Source organism: Streptosporangium canum, assembly GCF_900113865.1.
GTDB lineage: Bacteria > Actinomycetota > Actinomycetes > Streptosporangiales > Streptosporangiaceae > Streptosporangium > Streptosporangium canum.
In genome coordinates this window covers 14,212-31,261 of the sequence record NZ_FOQY01000053.1, presented here as the reverse complement: position 1 = coordinate 31,261, position 17,050 = coordinate 14,212, and the positions used below count along the sequence as shown (strand labels likewise).

The window sequence follows — 17,050 nt, the reverse complement described above, 5'->3', positions numbered from 1 at the left end:
CCTCAACCTACCGCCGGTGTCAGTCGCGGATGACGGGGATGGTCCCGGTGGCGTCCTCCGACTCCTGCGGCACCGGGTCGGGCAGCACCTCGCGGACCCGGTCATGGATGAGCAGGGAGATCTGGTCCTGGGCGAGGGTCCCGTCGACGACCAGGTAGCGTTCCGGGGCCGCGGCGGCCAGCGAGCGGAACTCGCGGCGCACCCGCTCGTGGAACTCCAGCGGCTCGGACTCGATCCGGTCGGCGGCCCCGCCCAGCCGGGTCAGGCCGACCGACGGCGGGGTGTCGATGAGCACGGTCAGGTCCGGGACCAGCCCGCCGGTGGCCCAGGTGTTGATCCTGGCCACGTCGCCGGGCTCCAGGGCCCGGCCGGCCCCCTGGTAGGCGAGCGAGGAGTCCACGTAACGGTCGGAGATCACCATCGACCCCCGGTAGAGCGCCGGGCGGATGACCTTCTCCACATGCTCGGCCCGGTCGGCCGCGTACAGCAGCGCCTCCGACCGCGCCGACAGCCCCTGGTGGACGGCGTCCAGCAGGATGGCGCGCAGCCGCATGCCCACCTTGGTCGAGCCCGGCTCCCGGGTCTGCACGACGTCGAAGCCCTGGTCCCGGAGCCAGATCGCGAGCAACCTGGACTGCGTGGTCTTGCCCGAGCCCTCACCGCCCTCGAACGCGATGAACATCCCGCGCGGCTGCTCGGCCTCCTCGGGCGCGAACCGCTCGCCGCGCACCGCCGCGACCAGGTCGGAGACGATCGACACGCCTTTGCGGTCGTCCATGTGCCGCAGCGCGAGGAGACCGACGATCACCGCGAGCAGCGCGCCGATCAGCAGCACCAGGTTGGAGCCGTCGAACCGGTAGACCGTCTCCCCGCCGAGCCTGACCTCGTGCCTGCCGAACAGGCCCGCCAGCGCCGGCGCGACCGCGACCACCAGCAGCAGGGTGACCCGGGCGAGCGACTGCAGGAAGGAGAACGTACGGCCGCGCAGGCTGTCCTCCACCTCCAGCCCGATCATGGTGTAGCCGATGATCCAGGCGATCCCGGCGCACGCCCCCAGCGCCACGGTGAGCAGGGCGACGATCACCAGGTTGTGGATGAGCGCGATCGCGGCGAGCACCACCCCGGCCACGACGATCGACAGCCCGAACAACCGCCGCCGGGACAGCTCCCGCAGCAGCCTGGGCCCGAAGAACATGCCGGAGGCCATGCCGACGAAGACCGCGCCGAACACCACGCCGTAGGCCGCGTCGCCGCCCTGCAACGCCACCACGTAGATCTTGGCCACCCCGACCACCGTGCCGCCGGCGGCGAACGCGCCGAGCATGCCGATGACCAGGCCCCGGATCAGCCGGTTGCCGCCGACGAAGCGCCAGCCGTCGACGATCTGCCGCAGCACCGACGGCGTGGAGATCGCGGTGGCCGTCGCGCCGGGCTTCGAGATGTCCTTGAGCGTGAAGATGATGAAGGCCGACACCAGGTACGCGATGGCGTTGATGAACAGCGCCAGGTAGGTGTCACGGTCGGCGAAGTACGGGACGAACCTGCCCAGGGCGTCGTCGGCCATCGACAGCACGGCGAACAGGAGCGCGGCGACCGGGGCGGTGCCGTACGTGACCAGGAGGTTGAGCTGGTTGGCCTCCTCCAGCCGCTCCTTGGGCACCAGGTTCGGCACTGTGGCGTCCTTGGCGGGGACCCAGAAGAGGTTGACGCACTCGACCAGGAATGTGGCGATGATCACCCACTGGTAGCTGCCGATCAGCGGGATCGACAGGACCAGCGCGAAGCGCAGCAGGTCGGAGAAGAACATGGTCAGCCGGCGGTCGAACCGGTCGGCGAACGCGCCCGCGAGAGGGCCCAGCAGGATGGCCGGGAGCATCTTCGCGACGAAGACGCCGCCGATGGCCAGGCTCTGAGCCTTGTATCCGGCTCCGCTGGTGAGGTTTCCGGCAAGCGCGGTCAACGCGATGATGTTCAGCCAGTCTCCGAGGCTGCACAGCGACATGGCCGTCCACAGCTTGCGGAACGGAGCGTTGGCCAGCACGTTGGGAGGCTTGCGGCGCGCGGTGTTCCGGCCAGGGGTGGTCATGGTGTCAGCGTATCCAGGTGCTCGCTGGGCTGGGGAAAACATGAGCCCGACGGATATGCCCGGCGCTCATCGCATGAGGGTAATACGTGCGGCCTGTCCTGCGCAGGCGGCACCCGCGAAAATCCCCGGCGGGCGGCACCCGCGAGAAGAGGTCCCCGTCGCCCGCGTCTTCTACGGCCTCTCGCCGCGAAGCTCCAGAAGGGTGATCTCGGGGGGAGCCCCGACCCGGACGGGCGGCCCCCAGAAACCGGCGCCCCGGGTGACGTAGACCCGGGTGCCGTCCACCTCGCCGAGACCGGAGACGACCGGCTGCTGCAGCGGGACGACCAGGTTGAAGGGGACCATCTGGCCGCCGTGGGTGTGGCCGGAGAGCTGCAGGTCGACGCCGTGCGCGGCGGCCTGGTACGCCTGGACCGGCTGGTGGGCGAGGAGGACCGTGGACCGGGAGCGGTCGCGGCCGCCAAGTGCCCGCTCGAAGTCGGGGCCGTCGCCCGCGGGGTCGCCCGCGACGTCGTTGACCCCCGCGAGGTCCAGCACGGCGCCCCCGTGGGCGATCTCGACGCGCTCGTTCTGGAGCGGGCGGACACCGAGGTGGCGGAGCTCCTCGATCCACTCCCCGGGACCGTTGGCGGTGTAGTACTCGTGGTTGCCGGTGACGAAGTAGGTGCCGTAGCGGGATTCGAGACTCCTCAACGGCCTGGCCACCGTGCCGAGCTGGGCCACCGTGCCGTCGACCAGGTCGCCGACGATGGCGACCACGTCGGCCTCCAGCGAGTTGACCATGCGGACGATGCGCTCGGCGTGCGCCGTACCGGTGAGCGGGCCGAGGTGGATGTCGCTGACGACGGCGAGCCGCAGGCCGCTGAGACGCGGATCCAGCTTGGGCAGCGCGACCCGGACCGACTCGATCACCGGGTCGCCGAGGGCGGTCCTGACGCCGTTGCCGACCGTGGCCAGCGCCCCCACCCCGGCGACGGCGGCGGCCGTGCGGGCGATGAAGAGCCTGCGGCCGATCGTCTCCGGTCCGGCTCCGGCCGGGCTGCCGGCTCCATCCCCGGGACCGGTCGCCGCCGGCGCCGGAGGGGTGAGGGCGGCGGGCGGATCCTCGACGGACAGCCGGGTGGCGCCCCGGGAGGGGGCGTCCCCGGAAGCGGCGTCGCCGGGCACCGGCGCGGGCTCGAACGGCGAGGCGATCAAGGGTGGCTCGGAGAGCGGGGCCGCTCCGGATTCGGACGGCAGGGCGGCCCGGCCGGGTGCGGGGAGCGGAGGCACCGGCCCGGCGCCCGGGACGGCGTGTGCCCGGCGGCGGCCGGCCGTCCTCCGGGACAGGCGGGCGTCGGCGCGACGACGGCCGGAACGGCTCAGCACCAGCAGGGCCAGCGCGCGCGGGATCTCCAGCAGCACCAGGAAGACCGTCAGGTAGAACATCACCGCGATCCAGAAGAACCCCGGCCAGGCCAGGAAGTGCCCCCACTCGCTCCGGGAGCCGACGAGCGTCACCGGGACGAGCACGGCGAGACCGGCCAGGATCCAGGTCAGCACCCGGCGGGTCCGGCCCCTGGCCGTGGTGGCACGGATCAGGCGGCGCCAGAGGTAGTAGTGGACCAGCGCCACGACCCCCACGATCAGCGACACGAAACCCACGACCGTCACCGCCACCTCTCCCACGCCGGCCCGCCCGCCGTACCCGGCGCGTTCCGAAGAACGCCCGGGACGGCGGATGCGTTCCCCCGGACCTGCCGGTCCCTGAGGAGGCTCTCAGCGACTCAGGAGGCCCTCAGCGCCCTCAGGCCTTCGCCTTCGCCTTCGGGCGGGTGGGCCGCTTGGGCGCCGGGCCGCGGGCGCGGCGGTCGGCGAGGAGCTCGGCGGCGCGCTCGGTGGTGATCTGCTCGACCTCGTCGCCCTTGCGCAGGGAGGCGTTGGTCTCGCCGTCGGTCACGTACGGGCCGAAGCGGCCCTCCTTGACCACGATCGGCTTCTTGGAGACGGGATCCTCGCCGAGCTCACGCAGCGGAGGCGCGGCGGCGGCACGCCTGCCCCGGGCCTTGGGCTGCGCGAACAGCTCCTTGGCCTGCTCCAGCGTGACGGTGAACATCTCCTCCTCCGACGCCAGCGAGCGCGAGTCGGTGCCCTTCTTGATGTAGGGACCGAACTTGCCGTTCTGCGCCGTGACCTCCTGGCCGTCGATCTCGCCGAGCTTCCTGGGCAGTGACAGCAGCTTCAGCGCGTCCTCGACGGTGACGGTGTCCAGGGACATCGACTTCAGCAGCGACCCCGTGCGCGGCTTGGGCGCGTCGGCCTTCTTCGTCTTCTTCTTCCCCTCGGCCGGCGGCGGCTCCTCGGGGAGGATCTCGGTCACGTAGGGGCCGTAACGGCCGTCCTTGGCCACGATCATGTGACCGGTGACCGGGTCCCTGCCCAGCTCCCGGTCGCCCGTGGGGCGCGAGAACAGCTCCTCGGCCCGCTCGGCCGTGAGCTCGTCGGGCGCCAGGTCCTCGGGCACGTTCACCCGGGCGCCCTCACGGTCCAGGTAGGGGCCGTAACGGCCCACCCGGATCATGATGTCGGTGCCCCGGATCGAGAAGGAGCTGATCTCCTTGGCGTCGATCTCACCGAGATCGGTCACCATCTCCTTCAGGCCCTCGTCGCCCTCCTCGCCGAAGTAGAAGCGGCGCAGCTCGGGCACCCGCTCCGCCCGGTCGTTGGCGATGTCGTCGAGGACCTTCTCCATGTCGGCCGTGAAGTCGTAGTCGACGAGGTGGCCGAAGTGCTGCTCCAGCAGGTTGACCACCGCGAACGCCAGGAAGGACGGCACCAGGGCCGTGCCCTTCTTGAACACGTAACCGCGGTCCAGGATCGTTCCGATGATCGACGCGTAGGTCGAGGGACGGCCGATCTCCCGGTCCTCCAGCTCCTTGATGAGCGAGGCCTCGGTATAGCGCGCGGGCGGCTTGGTGGCGTGCGACAGCACATTGAGCTCGGCCGCGGTGAGACGGTCGCCCTCGTCCAGGTTCGGCAGGCGCTTCTCGGAGTCGTCACGGTCGGTGGCCGGGTCGTCCGCACCCTCGACGTAAGCCTTGAGGAAGCCGTGGAAGGTGATGGTCCGGCCGGTCGCGCCGAACTCGACCTGCTCGCCGGAGCTGGAGACGCCGCCCACCTTGACGGTGACCGACTCCCCGACCGCGTCCTTCATCTGCGAGGCGACGGTCCGCTGCCAGATCAGCTCGTACAGCCGGAACATGTCGCCGCTCAGCCCGGTCTCGCCCGGCGTGCGGAACTCCTCACCCGAGGGGCGGATCGCCTCGTGCGCCTCCTGCGCGTTCTTCACCTTGCTGGCGTAGGCGCGCGGCTTGTCGGGCACGTACGCCGCGCCGTACAGCTTGATGGCCTGGCTGCGCGCGGCGGCGACGGCGGTCTCCGACAGCGTGATGCTGTCGGTACGCATGTAGGTGATGAAGCCGTTCTCGTACAGGCGCTGGGCGACCTGCATGGTCGACTTCGCGGAGAAGCCCAGCTTCCGGCTGGCCTCCTGCTGCAGCGTGGTCGTCCGGAACGGCGCGTACGGCTTGCGGGTGTACGGCTTGCGCTCGACCGAGTTGACCTTGTAGGCCGTGCCGCTCAGCCGCCCGGCCAGGGCCCGCGCGGCCTGCTCGTCCAAGTGGACCACGTCGGCGCTCTTGAGCCTGCCGTTGCTCGCGAAGTCACGCCCCTGGGCGACGCGCTTGCCGCCCACGCCGGTCAGCGTGGCGGTGAACTCGCGCGGCGCCTCGTCGCGACCGGTGTCGAACAGCGCCTGCAGGTCCCAGTAACTCGCGCTGGTGAACGCCAGGCGCTCGCGCTCGCGCTCCACGACCAGCCGGGTCGCCACGGACTGCACGCGACCGGCGGACAGGCGGGGCTTGACCTTCTTCCACAGGACCGGGCTGACCTCGTAGCCGTAGAGGCGGTCGAGGATGCGCCGGGTCTCCTGGGCGTCGACCAGCCGCAGGTTCAGGGCACGCGGGTTGGCCACCGCCTCCTGGATCGCCCGCGGGGTGATCTCGTGGAACACCATGCGGTGAACCGGCACCTTGGGGTTGAGCACCTCGCGCAGGTGCCAGGCGATCGCCTCGCCCTCCCGGTCCTCGTCAGTGGCGAGGTAGAGCTCGTCGGCGTCCTTGAGCAGCTGCTTGAGCTTGCTCACCTGCGCCTTCTTGTCGTGGTTGACGACATAGAGCGGCTCGAACTCGCTATCCACGTTGACGCCCAGGCGGGCCCACGACTCACCCTTGAACTTCTCGGGGATGTCGTCGGCCTTCTCGGGGAGATCGCGAATATGCCCGATGCTGGACTCCACGACGTAGCCGCGGCCGAGGTACCCAGCGATGGTCTTCGCCTTGGAAGGCGACTCGACGATCACCAGGCGGGTTCCGCCGGCGTTGCCGTTCTTGGCTGGCACGCTGCTTCCTACCTCGCTGTTCGCATTGGTTTCCCCGTTTTCTTCCCCTCGGGTTACCCGATCTGGATCGGGCACACTCCCAAGGAAAGCCGCAAGGACGCACAATAAAGCCCTATGAGTGCCGACGTCCCCCAGCCCACCCTCGGAGACTAATCGCTGTGCTCGACTACTCCTACTTGGTTCTCCATCTTCCGCGTGGCACCTCCAGGGACGCCGCCCGGCAGATTCTGACCGAACACGCAGAATACGGCGACTGGGAACTCGACCGCCTGCGACTGTATCCCGACGGCCGCCGGGACGTCCGGCTGCGTCGCAAGATCATACGTGTGACCAGGACGATGTGACTCTGTGCAGGGCTCCGTGACACCGGTCACAGCCGCTGTGCCCGGACATGGCTTTGCCCGTCCCGGGCCGCGCCCCCGGAACGGGCAAAGCTTCTCTGCCTCGCAGGACGAGGGAGAACACGGCCCTGGGCCGCGACACCATCCCTCGCCACAGGCGAAGCGTCTATGCGCCTCCCCCAGTGGATCTGAGGGGACATGGCTGAAGAGTTACTGCTGTCTTACTTCTCGCTTACTTCCTGCCGAAGCGGACGCGGCGGGTGGTCGCGAAAAGCGTCGCGGAGGCGGCGGCCATGACACCGGCCAGCAGGGCCGCCAGCGAGCCGGGGTTCATCCCGGTCACCCCGGCGGGCTGGGCGGCGCTCATCAGGCCGAGGTCGCCCACGGGGAGGGCGCCGCCGAGCGGGGTCGAGGAGACCAGGTCGGTCGCGGGGGCCAGCGGCGAGTCGGCCTTCCGCCCCGTGCTCCGGGCGGTCGCCGGAGTGCCGGGCAGGCCGGCCGCGTCCCGCGCCTCACCGACGAGGGGGAACTGCGGGAGGTCGGAGCCGTGCGCGCGCTGCCCCGGCTTGGCGGGGGCGACGGGGAGCGCGGGCACCAGGCCGCTGCTCTTGTGGGCGCCGACCCGCTGGGCCCAGTGGCCGTAGTCGTGGCCGCGGTGCCCGCCGGCCGGCGTGCCGACGTGGGAGCCGCCCAGGCAGCCCGCCGCGGCGTCGCCCAGGACGGCGACGGCGTTGCCGCAGATGTTGATCGGCGCGGTGATCGGCGCCACCACCTGGTTGCCGCCCAGGACGCTGTGGTCGCCGCTGGTGCGGTTGCCGCCCGCCCCGCCCCGGCCGCCGCCGTGCCCGACCGACGCGCCGCCCTTGCACCCGGCGAAGGCCTTGCCGAGGACGGCCACGGCGTTGCCGCAGACGTTGATCGGCGCGGTGATCGGCGCCACCACCTGGTTGCCGGCCAGCACACCGGACCTGCCCGACGTACGGTTGCCACCCGCCCCGCCACCGCCGCCGTTCTTGACCGACGCGCCGCCCTCGCAGCCCGCCGCGCCGTTGCCGACCGCGTTGCCGCAGACGTTGATCGGCGCGGCGATCGGGGCGATCACCTGGTTGCCGCTGCCGGCGCCGAAGCGGCCGTCGGTGTCGTTGCCGGTCGAGCCGGGACGCCAGCCGCCGTGCCCGCCGTGCCCTCCCAGGTAGCCGGGCTTGCCCGGCTTACCGGGCCGGCCGCCGTCGGTCACCTCGGCGCCGCCCCTGCAGCCGGAGAACGCCTTGCCGAGGATCGCGACCGAGTTGCCGCAGATGTTGATCGGCGCGGTGATCGGCGCCACCACCTGGTTGCCGCCCAGGACGCTGTGGTCACCGCTGGTGCGGTTGCCGCCCGCCCCGCCCCGGCCGCCGCCGTTCCTGACCGACGCGCCGCCCTTGCAGCCCGCGTCGGCGGCACCGAAGACCGCGACCGAGTTGCCGCAGGCGTTGATCGGCGCGGTGATCGGCGCCACGACCTGGTTGCCGCCCAGGACGCTGTGGTCACCGCTGGTGCGGTTGCCGCCCGCCCCGCCCCGGCCGCCGCCGTGCCCGACCGACGCGCCGCCCTTGCAGCCCGCCTCGGAGCTGCCGAACAGGGACAGCGCGTTGCCGCAGGCGTTGATCGGCGCGGTGATCGGGGCGTTGACCTGGTTGCCGCCCAGGACGCTGCCCCGGCCGGAGGTCTGGCCGGGGATGCCGTTGCCGCCGGTGTTCTCGACGGAGGCGCCGCCCTTGGAGGCCGCGGACGCGTCGCCGACGACGCCGACGGCGTTGCCGCTGATGTCGATCGGCAGGGAGATCGGGATGTTGACCTGGTTGCCGCCGCCGATGGAGTTGTCGCCGGAGGTGTCCGCGAACGCCGTACCGCTGCCGAGGGTCATGACACCCAGCGTGAGCAGTGCCGCGGGGGTTGTGCTCTTAACCCACGTACGCATGATTGATGCTCCTTGCGGTTCTTGGGGGGATACCTGACATCTCGTGGCCGGCGTGCGAGGCCATGCGAGGTCCTGACGAGAGCCCGCACAGCGGAAGCCCCGACGGCCGTCACGAGGGATGGGAGATTGCTCACCGTCATGGACGGGCGGCTCCCCTGGAGATGGGGACCAAGGCCCTGAAGACGGGACTGGGAGACGCTCCGCGACCGGCGGGTCCCACTTGGGGAACGAGGCCGGTCCAGGGGGCGGAGTCAGTCAGGGGAGAAGGAAGGGTCGTCCGCCGCTGTGCGGACAACGGGGGGGAGCACGCACGCCAGCGGGGCGCGCCGCGCCGTCAACCGCGGGTCGTAGACGAACCGCGAGACGTCCCCCACACCCGGCCCGGAGAGGCCGGGGCCACCGCTGCTCTGAGGCACGAACCCGTCGGCGCCAGAGCTGTGGTCGACGGTGGCGGGTGCCGGGGAGGTCGGCTTCGACTGGCTGGTGAGCCCGTCCACACCTCGCCCGGCCATGGCTTCGGCGTTTCCTGTCGCCGACAGCCCACCGCTGTCCGTGGGGAAGACACCGGCCTGAAGGGCCGATCCGGAAGCGGCTGAGTCGGGGGCGTCGGAATGCGCCACTCCCGTCGCCGCGGTGGTGTCCGCGGCCGCCGGAGCGGCGCCAAGGAGCCCGAAGACGACTGCGAGCAACCAACCGGCGGCCAGCAGGCCGCCGATCGCGAAGACCCGCCTGACGATCTGCCGGGTGCCGGCCGCGAACCGCGCCATCCGGTCAGCCCAGGCGAAGATCGCGTCGTCGGCGGGAACGGCCACGGGCACGCGCTGGACAGCGGGCGAGGACGCCCTCCACTGCCCCTGCGGCATCCGTGCCACGTGACCTCCCCAAAGCTCCCGGGTGGGCCGCTTGTCGCATGGCCCAACCCCTCAACGGAGAGTTACGTTAACACTACGGCGAGTCAGAGCAATGGGTTTCCATGGAATGTCTCAGCAACCGTCCAGGAAGCGGTCAAGCACCCGGACCCCGAACCGGAGCGAATCCACCGGCACCCGCTCGTCCACCCCATGGAACATTCCAGAGAAGTCCAAGTCCGCCGGGAGCTTCAGCGGCGCGAACCCGAAACCGCGCATGCCCAGCCGGCTGAATGCCTTCAGGTCCGTGCCGCCCGACAGGGTGTACGGCACGGCGAGCGCGCCCGGGTCCTCGGCGAGCAGCGCGTCGGCCATCGCCCGCACCAGCGGCCCGTCGAAACCGGTCTCGAGGGCGATGTCGTGGTAGACGAACTCCCTGGTCACGTTGGGTCCGAGCAGCTCGTCGATCGTCTGGAAGAACTCGTCCTCGTATCCGGGCAGGAAGCGGCCGTCCACGTGCGCGGTAGCGGTCTGCGGGATCACGTTGGCCTTGTAGCCGCCCTGCAGCATGGTGGGGTTGGCGGTGTTGCGCAGCGTGGCGCCGATCATCCGGGCCAGCGGCCCGAGCTTGGCCACGGTCGCCTCGGCGTCGTCCAGGTCGAGTTCGAGCTCCAGCGCCTTGGAGGTCTCGGTGAGGAAGGTCCTGACCGTCTGCGTGAGCCGTACCGGCCAGTCGTAGCGCCCGATGCGGCCGACCGCCTCGGCCAGCTCGGTGATCGCGTTCTCACCGTTGAGCATGGAGCCGTGCCCGGCCCGGCCGCCGGCGGTCAGCCGCATCCAGGCGATGCCCTTCTCGGCCGCCTCGATGAGATAGAGCCTGCGGGCCTCGTCGATGGAGACGCTGAACCCGCCGACCTCCCCGATCGCCTCGGTGCACCCGTCGAACAGGTCCTTGTGCTTGTCGGCCAGCCACTGCGCGCCGTAGGTGCCGCCGGCCTCCTCGTCGGCGGTGAACGCCAGCACCACGTCCCGCGGCGGGCGGCGCCCCTCGCTGAGCCGCTGCCGGACGACCGCGAGGATCATCGCGTCCATGTTCTTCATGTCGACCGCGCCGCGCCCCCAGACGCACCCGTCGGCGATCTCCCCGCCGAGCGGGTGGTGGGTCCAGTCGCCGGCGTCGAACGGGACGACGTCGAGGTGGCCGTGGAGCAGCAGCGCGTCGCGGGAGGAGTCCTCCCCCTCGATGCGGGCGATCACGTTCGCCCGGCGGCTGTCCGATTCCAGGATCTGCGGCTCCAACCCGACCTCCGCCAGCTTGCCGGCCACGTACTCGGCGGCGGCCCGCTCGCCGGGGCCGGAGTTGTCGCCCGCGTTGGTCGAGTCGATCCGGATCAGGTCACGGCACAGCCCGGCGACCTCGTCCTCGCCATTGAGCGCGGTCATGTCGACTCCTTCGGTTTGGTACGGCTTGCGCCTCCATCCTGCCGCCGCCGGACGCCTGCGGACATCCCCCCAAGGGCGGGCCGCTTACCGATATGACGCGAGCCCAAGAGTTTGCTAACCTGAGTCCGCCGACGCGGGATGACGGTCCCGCGTGCAGGCACCAAGTCCGGGTGGCGGAATAGGCAGACGCGCTAGCTTGAGGTGCTAGTGCCCTTTGCGGGGCATGGGGGTTCAAGTCCCCCCTCGGACACAAACTGGTATCCCATAGGGTCCTGGTCACTTAACGAAGTGACCAGGACTTTCTGTTTTGACGGGTGGTAGACCAGCCGCAGTCCGATGTTCGCGTAGATCTTGGCCTTCCGGATCGAGTCGGCATTCGAGAGAACTCGCACCATGTCTCCAAGCCTGTGCGTGATCTCCGCCAGCTCATCACGCCCCATCCGCCTCTGAGGCAGTACGTGCGCGCGGCCGAGGCGTTGCTCGGCCGCGGTCTTGCCGACAAGCTCTTCCTGGATCCATCCGGCGACGAGCGCCGGGTCGGCGCCCGCCTCAAGGGCAGCCCGATGCTGGGCGAGCTTGCGGTCGCACTCGGTGATCTGGCGGCGTGCCACAGCGAGTGCTTGGGCCTCGGGCGGTGTCACGTCCTGTGCGGCCGCCAAGACGTCGAGAGTCTGATCAACGTTGTGGGGCGCGAACAGCCGGCCGAGCCAGCGGTCCAGTCGCGGAACGACGCGGTCCTCTCGTAGGTAGACGTTGCGGGGATGCATGAGGTGGTTGGCCAGGGCGTACTCCTCGGGGAAGCGGCAACGGTAGTAGGCCGCGTCGTTGACCCATTGGCCCTGCATTCTGCGGTCGCAGACACCGCAGTACAGCAGCCCCCGGAGCTGGTACGGCTTGGGGGTGCGCTTGCGGGTCTTGTCGGTGTGGCGATCGCCTCGCCCCGTCAGCGTCATCTGCACGGCGTCGAAATCCTCTGTGAGTTTCCCCCGTAGCCCGGACACCGACGGTGTGGCATCAGGCTTCTGGGTCCGACGGCTGGTGACGCCGCTCGTGCCCGCCACGCCGCTTGCCAGGTGTGTCCACCACGATCTGGTCTCCTTGGCTGGTGTACGCGTCCCGCCCTTGCCGTCTCCCCTTTTGTCTCTGCGGTCCATGCGTTATCGCTGGTGGAGATGGGTGTCGTGGTTGTGACATTCGCCAAGGCCTGGCGTTCGGAAGATGCCGATCTGATGAGCATTCCTTCCGGCGTGGCTACCGGAGATGGCCCGGCGCCCTGTCCTTTCTGGAGGTCGGCTTCAGGTCTCGGCGTGGTACAGGTGAACGGTTGCGGGATTGAGATCGGGCTGTGGGCGGTTCCAGTGAACGAGGCGCAGGTTTGTGGCGATGATGGCGCTATGGCGCGAATGGGTTCCGGTGCGTTCCGGGTGTTGTTGCCAGCGGGTGCGGCGGTATTGCCGGTTGCGGTCGGCGTGGCTGTCAACCAGATCCTGAGCGACGGCCAGTGGGCGTGGTGGTGGATCCTGGTCGCGGTGGCGTTCTCAGCCGTCCTGACGTGGGTGACACACCTGCTCACCCGCTCTGCCCCGGCTGCCACCTCAGCCGCCTCGGCCGCCTCGGCCGTCGGCGAGAGTGAAGATCAAGGCCAAGGCCCGGGTGAGCGGTCGGTGGTCATCAGCGGGGATAACAGCGGGATCGTCTCCACCGGGGACAACGCGCGGAACGTGCGGATGAGCGCGGAAGCGTCCGGGTCGGGGCGGGTGTATCAGGCCGGCGGCAACCAGACCATCAACGAGTGATGAGCGCGTCAGCATCGGCAGGGAACAACGAGGCGGGCCAAGGTCGCGGCGAGTCGATCCGGATGGAGGCTGAGGCCTCCGGGGACAGCCGGGTGTATCAGGCCGGTCGTGATCAGTTCATCTTCAACCTGCCCCCGCTTCCTGCCTCGCCGATCAGGCAGATCGTCGAGGGTGACGTCCCGCAGCGGCCGCGCGCCTTCCAAGAACGCGCCGGCCTGCTGGCACGGTTGCATGAGCGGGTGGACGGGCACGGCGCGGCCGTGATCGACGCGGTCACTGGCACCCCGGGGGTGGGAAAGAGCCTGCTGGCCGCCTCTTATACCTGGGCCTGCCAGCGGGCCAGGTGGCCGGTCATCGCCTGGATCACCGCCGAGAGCGAGGATCACATCGTCACGGGCCTGGCCGCTCTGGCCCGCCGGCTGGAGGTCGCCGTCCCCGAAGAGGACGCCTTCGCTTCCGCAGTCAGGGCACGGGATTGGCTGGCGGCCGCCGATCATCCGGCCTTGCTGGTGTTCGACAACGCCACGGCGGTGGATCAGGTGCGGCGCTGGTGTCCGGCAACCGGTGCCGCCCGCGTCCTGATCACCACCCGCAACCGCGCTTTCCACACCCTGTATGACGAGATCGGCGTTGGCGTTTTCACCCCCGATCAAGCGGTGTCCTTCCTGCACCAGCGCACCCGCCTCACCGGCCCCGGCGCCGAAGAGGTAGTCGACGAGCTGGGGTGTCTTCCGCTGGCGGTCGGGCAGGCCGGCGCCTACATCGACCGGCGGCGCATGAACTATCCCGCCTACGTGCGGCTACTGCGCGGCTATCCCCTGGACCGGTACCTGCCGTCGCAGGCTCATGATGAGTATCCGCACGGAACCGCTGCGGCGATCCTGTTGTCCGTCGACCAGATCGAACAGGCCGTCCCCACCGCGCGGGACATGCTGGAACTGCTGGCGGTGCTGTCGGAGGCCGGTGTTCCGCGGACGGTCCTGTATGGCACCACCGACCCCGACCCCGGCCCCGCCGCCGAGGGCATCGACCAGTTGCTGGCCGATCTGGCCGACACCTCGCTGATCAGCTTCAGCGAGGACGGCGCCACGGTACTCATGCACCGTCTGACCAACCGGGTGCTGCGCGAACGCGCCCAGCATCACGTCGACGTCTCCAGGGGGGAGGCCGGGAGTCATCTGGGGGAGGTGCTGGAGGGCGCCGTAGGTCTGCTGCACCGCTTCAACGGCCAGATCCCAGATGGCGCCGCGACCTGGGCGGCGCGTGCCGCCGTCGACATGCTGGTCGAGCAGACCTCCGCCCTCTACACAGTGACGTGTGGCTGGGGTGAACCTTCGGAGGAGCTGCTCTCTTTACGCGCTTGGTGTGGGACCTATCTTGAGAACCTCGCCGATCCGGGACGCGCGATCCCGCTGCATGAGCAGACCCTCACCGACCGGGAGCGGTTGCTGGGCGGCGATCATCTTCACACTCTGGCCTCCCGTGACAGTCTCGCCAACGTCTGCCGGGCCGCGGGGGATGTGACGCGGGCCGTATCGCTGCACGAGCGGAATCTGGGCGCCTTTCAGCGGGTGCTGGGCGGCGACCATCCCCGCACTTTGGGCTGTCGTAACAACCTCGCCTACGCATATCAAGATGCGGGGGATCTGGGCAGGGCGATCCATCTGTTCGAGCAGAACCTGGCCGATAGGCAGCGGGTGTTGCGCGCCGACCATCCTGACATCCTGACCTCTCGCAACAACCTCGCCCTCGCCTACGCCGACGCGGGAGATCTGGATCGGGCGATCCCGCTGTATCAGCGGGCCTTGGCCGATCAGGAGCGGGTGCTGGGCGGCGACCACCCTGACACGTTGACTTCCCGCAGCAACCTCGCCCTCGCCCACAAGGATGCGGGAGACCTGGATCAGGCGATCACATTGTTCGAGCAGGCCCTCCCTATCTATCAACGGGCGTTGGGCGAGGACCACCCCGACACCTTGAACTGCCGAAACAATCTCGCTCTCACATACCACGCGGCCGGGGACATGGATCAGGTCATCCCGCTGCTGGAGCGGACACTGGCCGATCGAGAACGAGTGCTGGGCGACGATCACCCGGACACCCTGCAATCGCGCGGCAACCTGGCTGGCGCCTACCGGGATATGGAGGAGGACTTTGGCCGGGCCATCCCGCTGCTGGAGCGGACGTTGGCCGATCGGGAACGTGTGTTAGGCGACGAGCACCCCCACACCTCGTCCTCCCGGGTCAACCTCGCCACCGCCTATCGTGCGGCGGGGGATGTGAGTAAGGCTATCCCGCTGATGGAGCAAGCCTTGGCCGCTGAGGGTCGGATGCTGGACGGAAACCATCCCGACCTTCTGACCACCCGTAACAATCTCGCCTACATGTATCTGGAGGTGGGGGATCCGGCCCGGGCCATCCCTCTGTATGAGCAGGTTCTGGCCGACTTCGAGCGGACACTGGGCGTCGACCATCCCCAGACCTTGACCTGCCGCAACAACCTCGCTGGCGCCTACCAGACTGCTGGAGATCAGGCTCGGGCTATCCCGCTGTTCGACCAAGCCCGGACGGGTCGCGAGCGAGTGCTGGGCGGGGACCACCCCTCTACCTTGAACTCCTGTAACAACCTCGCCAACGCCTACCGGGCCGCCGGGGATGTGGGCCGGGCCATCGCACTGTACGAGGAGACTTTCGCCGTATGTGAACGTGTCCTAGGAGTCGACCACCCGCTGACCAAGATCGTGTGTGACAACATGTTGGCCACCCGTGAACGGGCCAATGCCTACCCTCCTTAGCGATGGGAGGGTCGGCGCCAGATTCGGAGCGGGCCTGCGTCGGTTCCCGGCCTGACCGTCAGCGCCGTCCTGGACGAGGGCGACTACCCCACCGGCCGCACCCTCACCAAGGAGCAGCGCCAGGTACTCCTGCAGCGCGTCCAGCGTGACGACTTCCACGGCGAGTGGAACTACACGATCGCGCCCTACGATCCCAGCACGGCGCCACCAGCCGAGCCGCAACAGGCGAAGGCGCCCCCGATCCCGGCTGAGGGCACTTACCTGCTCACCCATCCCGCCCTGACCGGCATGTCCCGCGACCAGTTCGACCGACTCGTGACCGAACTCGAACCCTGGCGTCAGACCCTGGCCGAGGCCGAACGTGAGAAACGCAAGGGCATCAACCGGCGCGGATACAACCCCGGGTTCGGGTTCCTCGACCACCAGCACCGCGTCCTGGCCGCGGTGCTAAGCCACCGCAACACCGTCACGCTCACCCTGGCCGCCCGGCTACTCGGCCGAGACCGCAACACCCTCAGCTACCACGCCCACCGGACCAGGCCCCTGCTGGGCTTCGCCTCCCCCGACCTGGCCGCAATCCTCGCCCAGCCCCGCCGCCGGACCTACCCGCCCCGCTCGATCGAGGCCCTCCAAAACGAGATCACCGCCTACGAAACCAACATCAACTCGGGCAGTAGTTAATTAACGGGTCCTCACCAGTGCGTCTCCCCGGCGAAATATTTGGCCGCTTTACGGAGAATGTCGCGTTCTGTAGTGAGCTTCTTCTCGCTGGCCTCCAGCTCACGCACGCGCTCTTCCAGCTGAGCGATCCGCTCCGCGATCTCATCGCTCGCCCTGGAGGGTTGCCGGGCGCGCCCGCTGTCCGAACTGGTCGGCGGCCTGACCGGCTCCTCACCTCGGCGGGCACGTGCGAGCAGTACCCACGCACGCAGGCCGCCCCGGCTCACGCCGAGATCGGCGGCGATGCCTTTGCAGGTCGCGCCGGGGGTGGACTCGTACAAGGCCACGGCATCGGCCTTGAACTCCTCCAAGTAGTCCTTCAACGCCATCGACGGTCTTCTCGCTTCCTCCGGATCGAGCAAGATCCAGCATCAGCGTGTCCACCAACCAGGGGGAAGTGCCACGGCCTGTCGCCGGAGGAGTGAACCGGCAGGTTCCAAGCCGTGCGCAAGTCGCCTCTGACAAGCTGATCCCGAAATTTCGGGAAGGATCACCGCGTTCGGGATTTTTCGCCCCTGTCAGCACAACTTGTGCGGCGGGTTGTTCGCGGAGTGGATGGCAACCTGGGGGCTGTCGGGATCCTTGCCGAGGAACCGGAGTGCCATGAGCCGGCATGGTGAGGA

10 protein-coding genes, 1 tRNA gene and 3 pseudogenes are annotated in these 17,050 nt (G+C 69.6%); 6 read left to right on the top strand and 8 right to left on the bottom strand.

Annotation, left to right across the window (positions count from 1 at the left end; genetic code table 11):
• Positions 1–19 precede the first annotated feature (19 nt).
• The 3 genes from tmk to topA all read right to left on the bottom strand — a co-directional run bounded on the left by tmk (position 20) and on the right by topA (position 6,524).
• Positions 20–2,086, bottom strand: coding sequence for a dTMP kinase (tmk, locus tag BM085_RS40235; RefSeq protein WP_093892012.1), 2,067 nt, complete (start codon positions 2,084–2,086; stop codon positions 20–22).
• Between the two features lie 171 nt (positions 2,087–2,257).
• Complete coding sequence (locus tag BM085_RS40230) at positions 2,258–3,739, bottom strand: metallophosphoesterase (protein ID WP_093892025.1); 1,482 nt, start codon at positions 3,737–3,739, stop codon at positions 2,258–2,260.
• Between the two features lie 133 nt (positions 3,740–3,872).
• The gene (gene topA, locus BM085_RS40225; RefSeq protein ID WP_093892011.1) at positions 3,873–6,524 is read right to left on the bottom strand and encodes a type I DNA topoisomerase; all 2,652 of its coding nucleotides are present in this window, start codon (positions 6,522–6,524) and stop codon (positions 3,873–3,875) included.
• 158 nt (positions 6,525–6,682) lie between these two features.
• Here topA and BM085_RS40220 point away from each other — a divergent pair, with 158 nt between their 5' ends.
• Positions 6,683–6,868 carry a DUF5703 family protein gene (locus BM085_RS40220; protein ID WP_012895568.1) on the top strand — a complete coding sequence of 62 codons (186 nt, stop codon included), beginning with the start codon at positions 6,683–6,685 and terminating at the stop codon, positions 6,866–6,868.
• A 229-nt stretch (positions 6,869–7,097) separates the two neighbouring features.
• Here BM085_RS40220 and BM085_RS46570 read toward each other — a convergent pair whose 3' ends face one another.
• The 3 genes from BM085_RS46570 to BM085_RS40205 all read right to left on the bottom strand — a co-directional run bounded on the left by BM085_RS46570 (position 7,098) and on the right by BM085_RS40205 (position 11,116).
• Positions 7,098–8,825: a chaplin family protein gene (locus BM085_RS46570; protein ID WP_093892010.1), complete on the bottom strand. Its 1,728-nt coding sequence runs from the start codon at positions 8,823–8,825 to the stop codon at positions 7,098–7,100.
• 251 nt (positions 8,826–9,076) lie between these two features.
• On the bottom strand, positions 9,077–9,688 hold the full coding sequence (locus tag BM085_RS40210) for a hypothetical protein (RefSeq protein ID WP_245789981.1): 612 nt from the start codon (positions 9,686–9,688) through the stop codon (positions 9,077–9,079).
• A 120-nt stretch (positions 9,689–9,808) separates the two neighbouring features.
• Positions 9,809–11,116 carry a M20/M25/M40 family metallo-hydrolase gene (locus BM085_RS40205; protein WP_093892008.1) on the bottom strand — a complete coding sequence of 436 codons (1,308 nt, stop codon included), beginning with the start codon at positions 11,114–11,116 and terminating at the stop codon, positions 9,809–9,811.
• A 164-nt stretch (positions 11,117–11,280) separates the two neighbouring features.
• Between BM085_RS40205 and BM085_RS40200 the strand changes: the two genes are divergently transcribed.
• Together BM085_RS40200 and BM085_RS40195 are read left to right on the top strand one after the other, a co-directional pair.
• Positions 11,281–11,366, top strand: a tRNA-Leu gene (locus tag BM085_RS40200).
• Positions 11,367–11,430: 64 nt separating this feature from the next.
• A complete protein-coding gene (locus tag BM085_RS40195) occupies positions 11,431–11,862 on the top strand; it encodes a hypothetical protein (protein WP_143121302.1) in 432 nt (143 codons plus the stop codon).
• A gap of 45 nt (positions 11,863–11,907) precedes the next feature.
• Here BM085_RS40195 and BM085_RS47640 read toward each other — a convergent pair.
• A pseudogene (locus tag BM085_RS47640) lies at positions 11,908–12,069 on the bottom strand (recombinase zinc ribbon domain-containing protein); the annotation flags it as partial.
• Between the two features lie 219 nt (positions 12,070–12,288).
• Here BM085_RS47640 and BM085_RS43990 point away from each other — a divergent pair.
• The 3 genes and pseudogenes from BM085_RS43990 to BM085_RS47635 all read left to right on the top strand — a co-directional run.
• Entirely contained in the window at positions 12,289–12,912 is a 624-nt protein-coding gene (locus BM085_RS43990; protein WP_143121301.1) for a hypothetical protein, read from the top strand.
• Complete coding sequence (locus BM085_RS40185; protein ID WP_093892005.1) at positions 12,912–15,707, top strand: tetratricopeptide repeat protein; 2,796 nt, start codon at positions 12,912–12,914, stop codon at positions 15,705–15,707. The genes BM085_RS43990 and BM085_RS40185 overlap by 1 nt, the downstream gene beginning before the upstream one ends.
• A 48-nt stretch (positions 15,708–15,755) precedes the next feature.
• A pseudogene (locus BM085_RS47635) lies at positions 15,756–16,388 on the top strand (ISAzo13-like element transposase-related protein); the annotation flags it as partial.
• A 149-nt stretch (positions 16,389–16,537) separates the two neighbouring features.
• On the opposite strand, the pseudogene BM085_RS47630 reads toward BM085_RS47635, so the two are convergent.
• A pseudogene (locus BM085_RS47630) lies at positions 16,538–16,756 on the bottom strand (transposase); the annotation flags it as partial.
• Positions 16,757–17,050 lie beyond the last annotated feature (294 nt).

Excerpts from the sequence above, each read along its gene's own strand:
- tmk (WP_093892012.1), bottom strand. The coding sequence starts at position 2,086 with ATGACCACCCCTGGCCGGAACACCGCGCGCCGCAAGCCTCCCAACGTG.
- BM085_RS46570 (WP_093892010.1), bottom strand. The coding sequence starts at position 8,825 with ATGCGTACGTGGGTTAAGAGCACAACCCCCGCGGCACTGCTCACGCTG.
- BM085_RS40210 (WP_245789981.1), bottom strand. The coding sequence starts at position 9,688 with ATGCCGCAGGGGCAGTGGAGGGCGTCCTCGCCCGCTGTCCAGCGCGTG.
- BM085_RS40205 (WP_093892008.1), bottom strand. The coding sequence starts at position 11,116 with ATGACCGCGCTCAATGGCGAGGACGAGGTCGCCGGGCTGTGCCGTGAC.
- BM085_RS43990 (WP_143121301.1), top strand. The coding sequence starts at position 12,289 with ATGGGTGTCGTGGTTGTGACATTCGCCAAGGCCTGGCGTTCGGAAGAT.
- BM085_RS40185 (WP_093892005.1), top strand. The coding sequence starts at position 12,912 with ATGAGCGCGTCAGCATCGGCAGGGAACAACGAGGCGGGCCAAGGTCGC.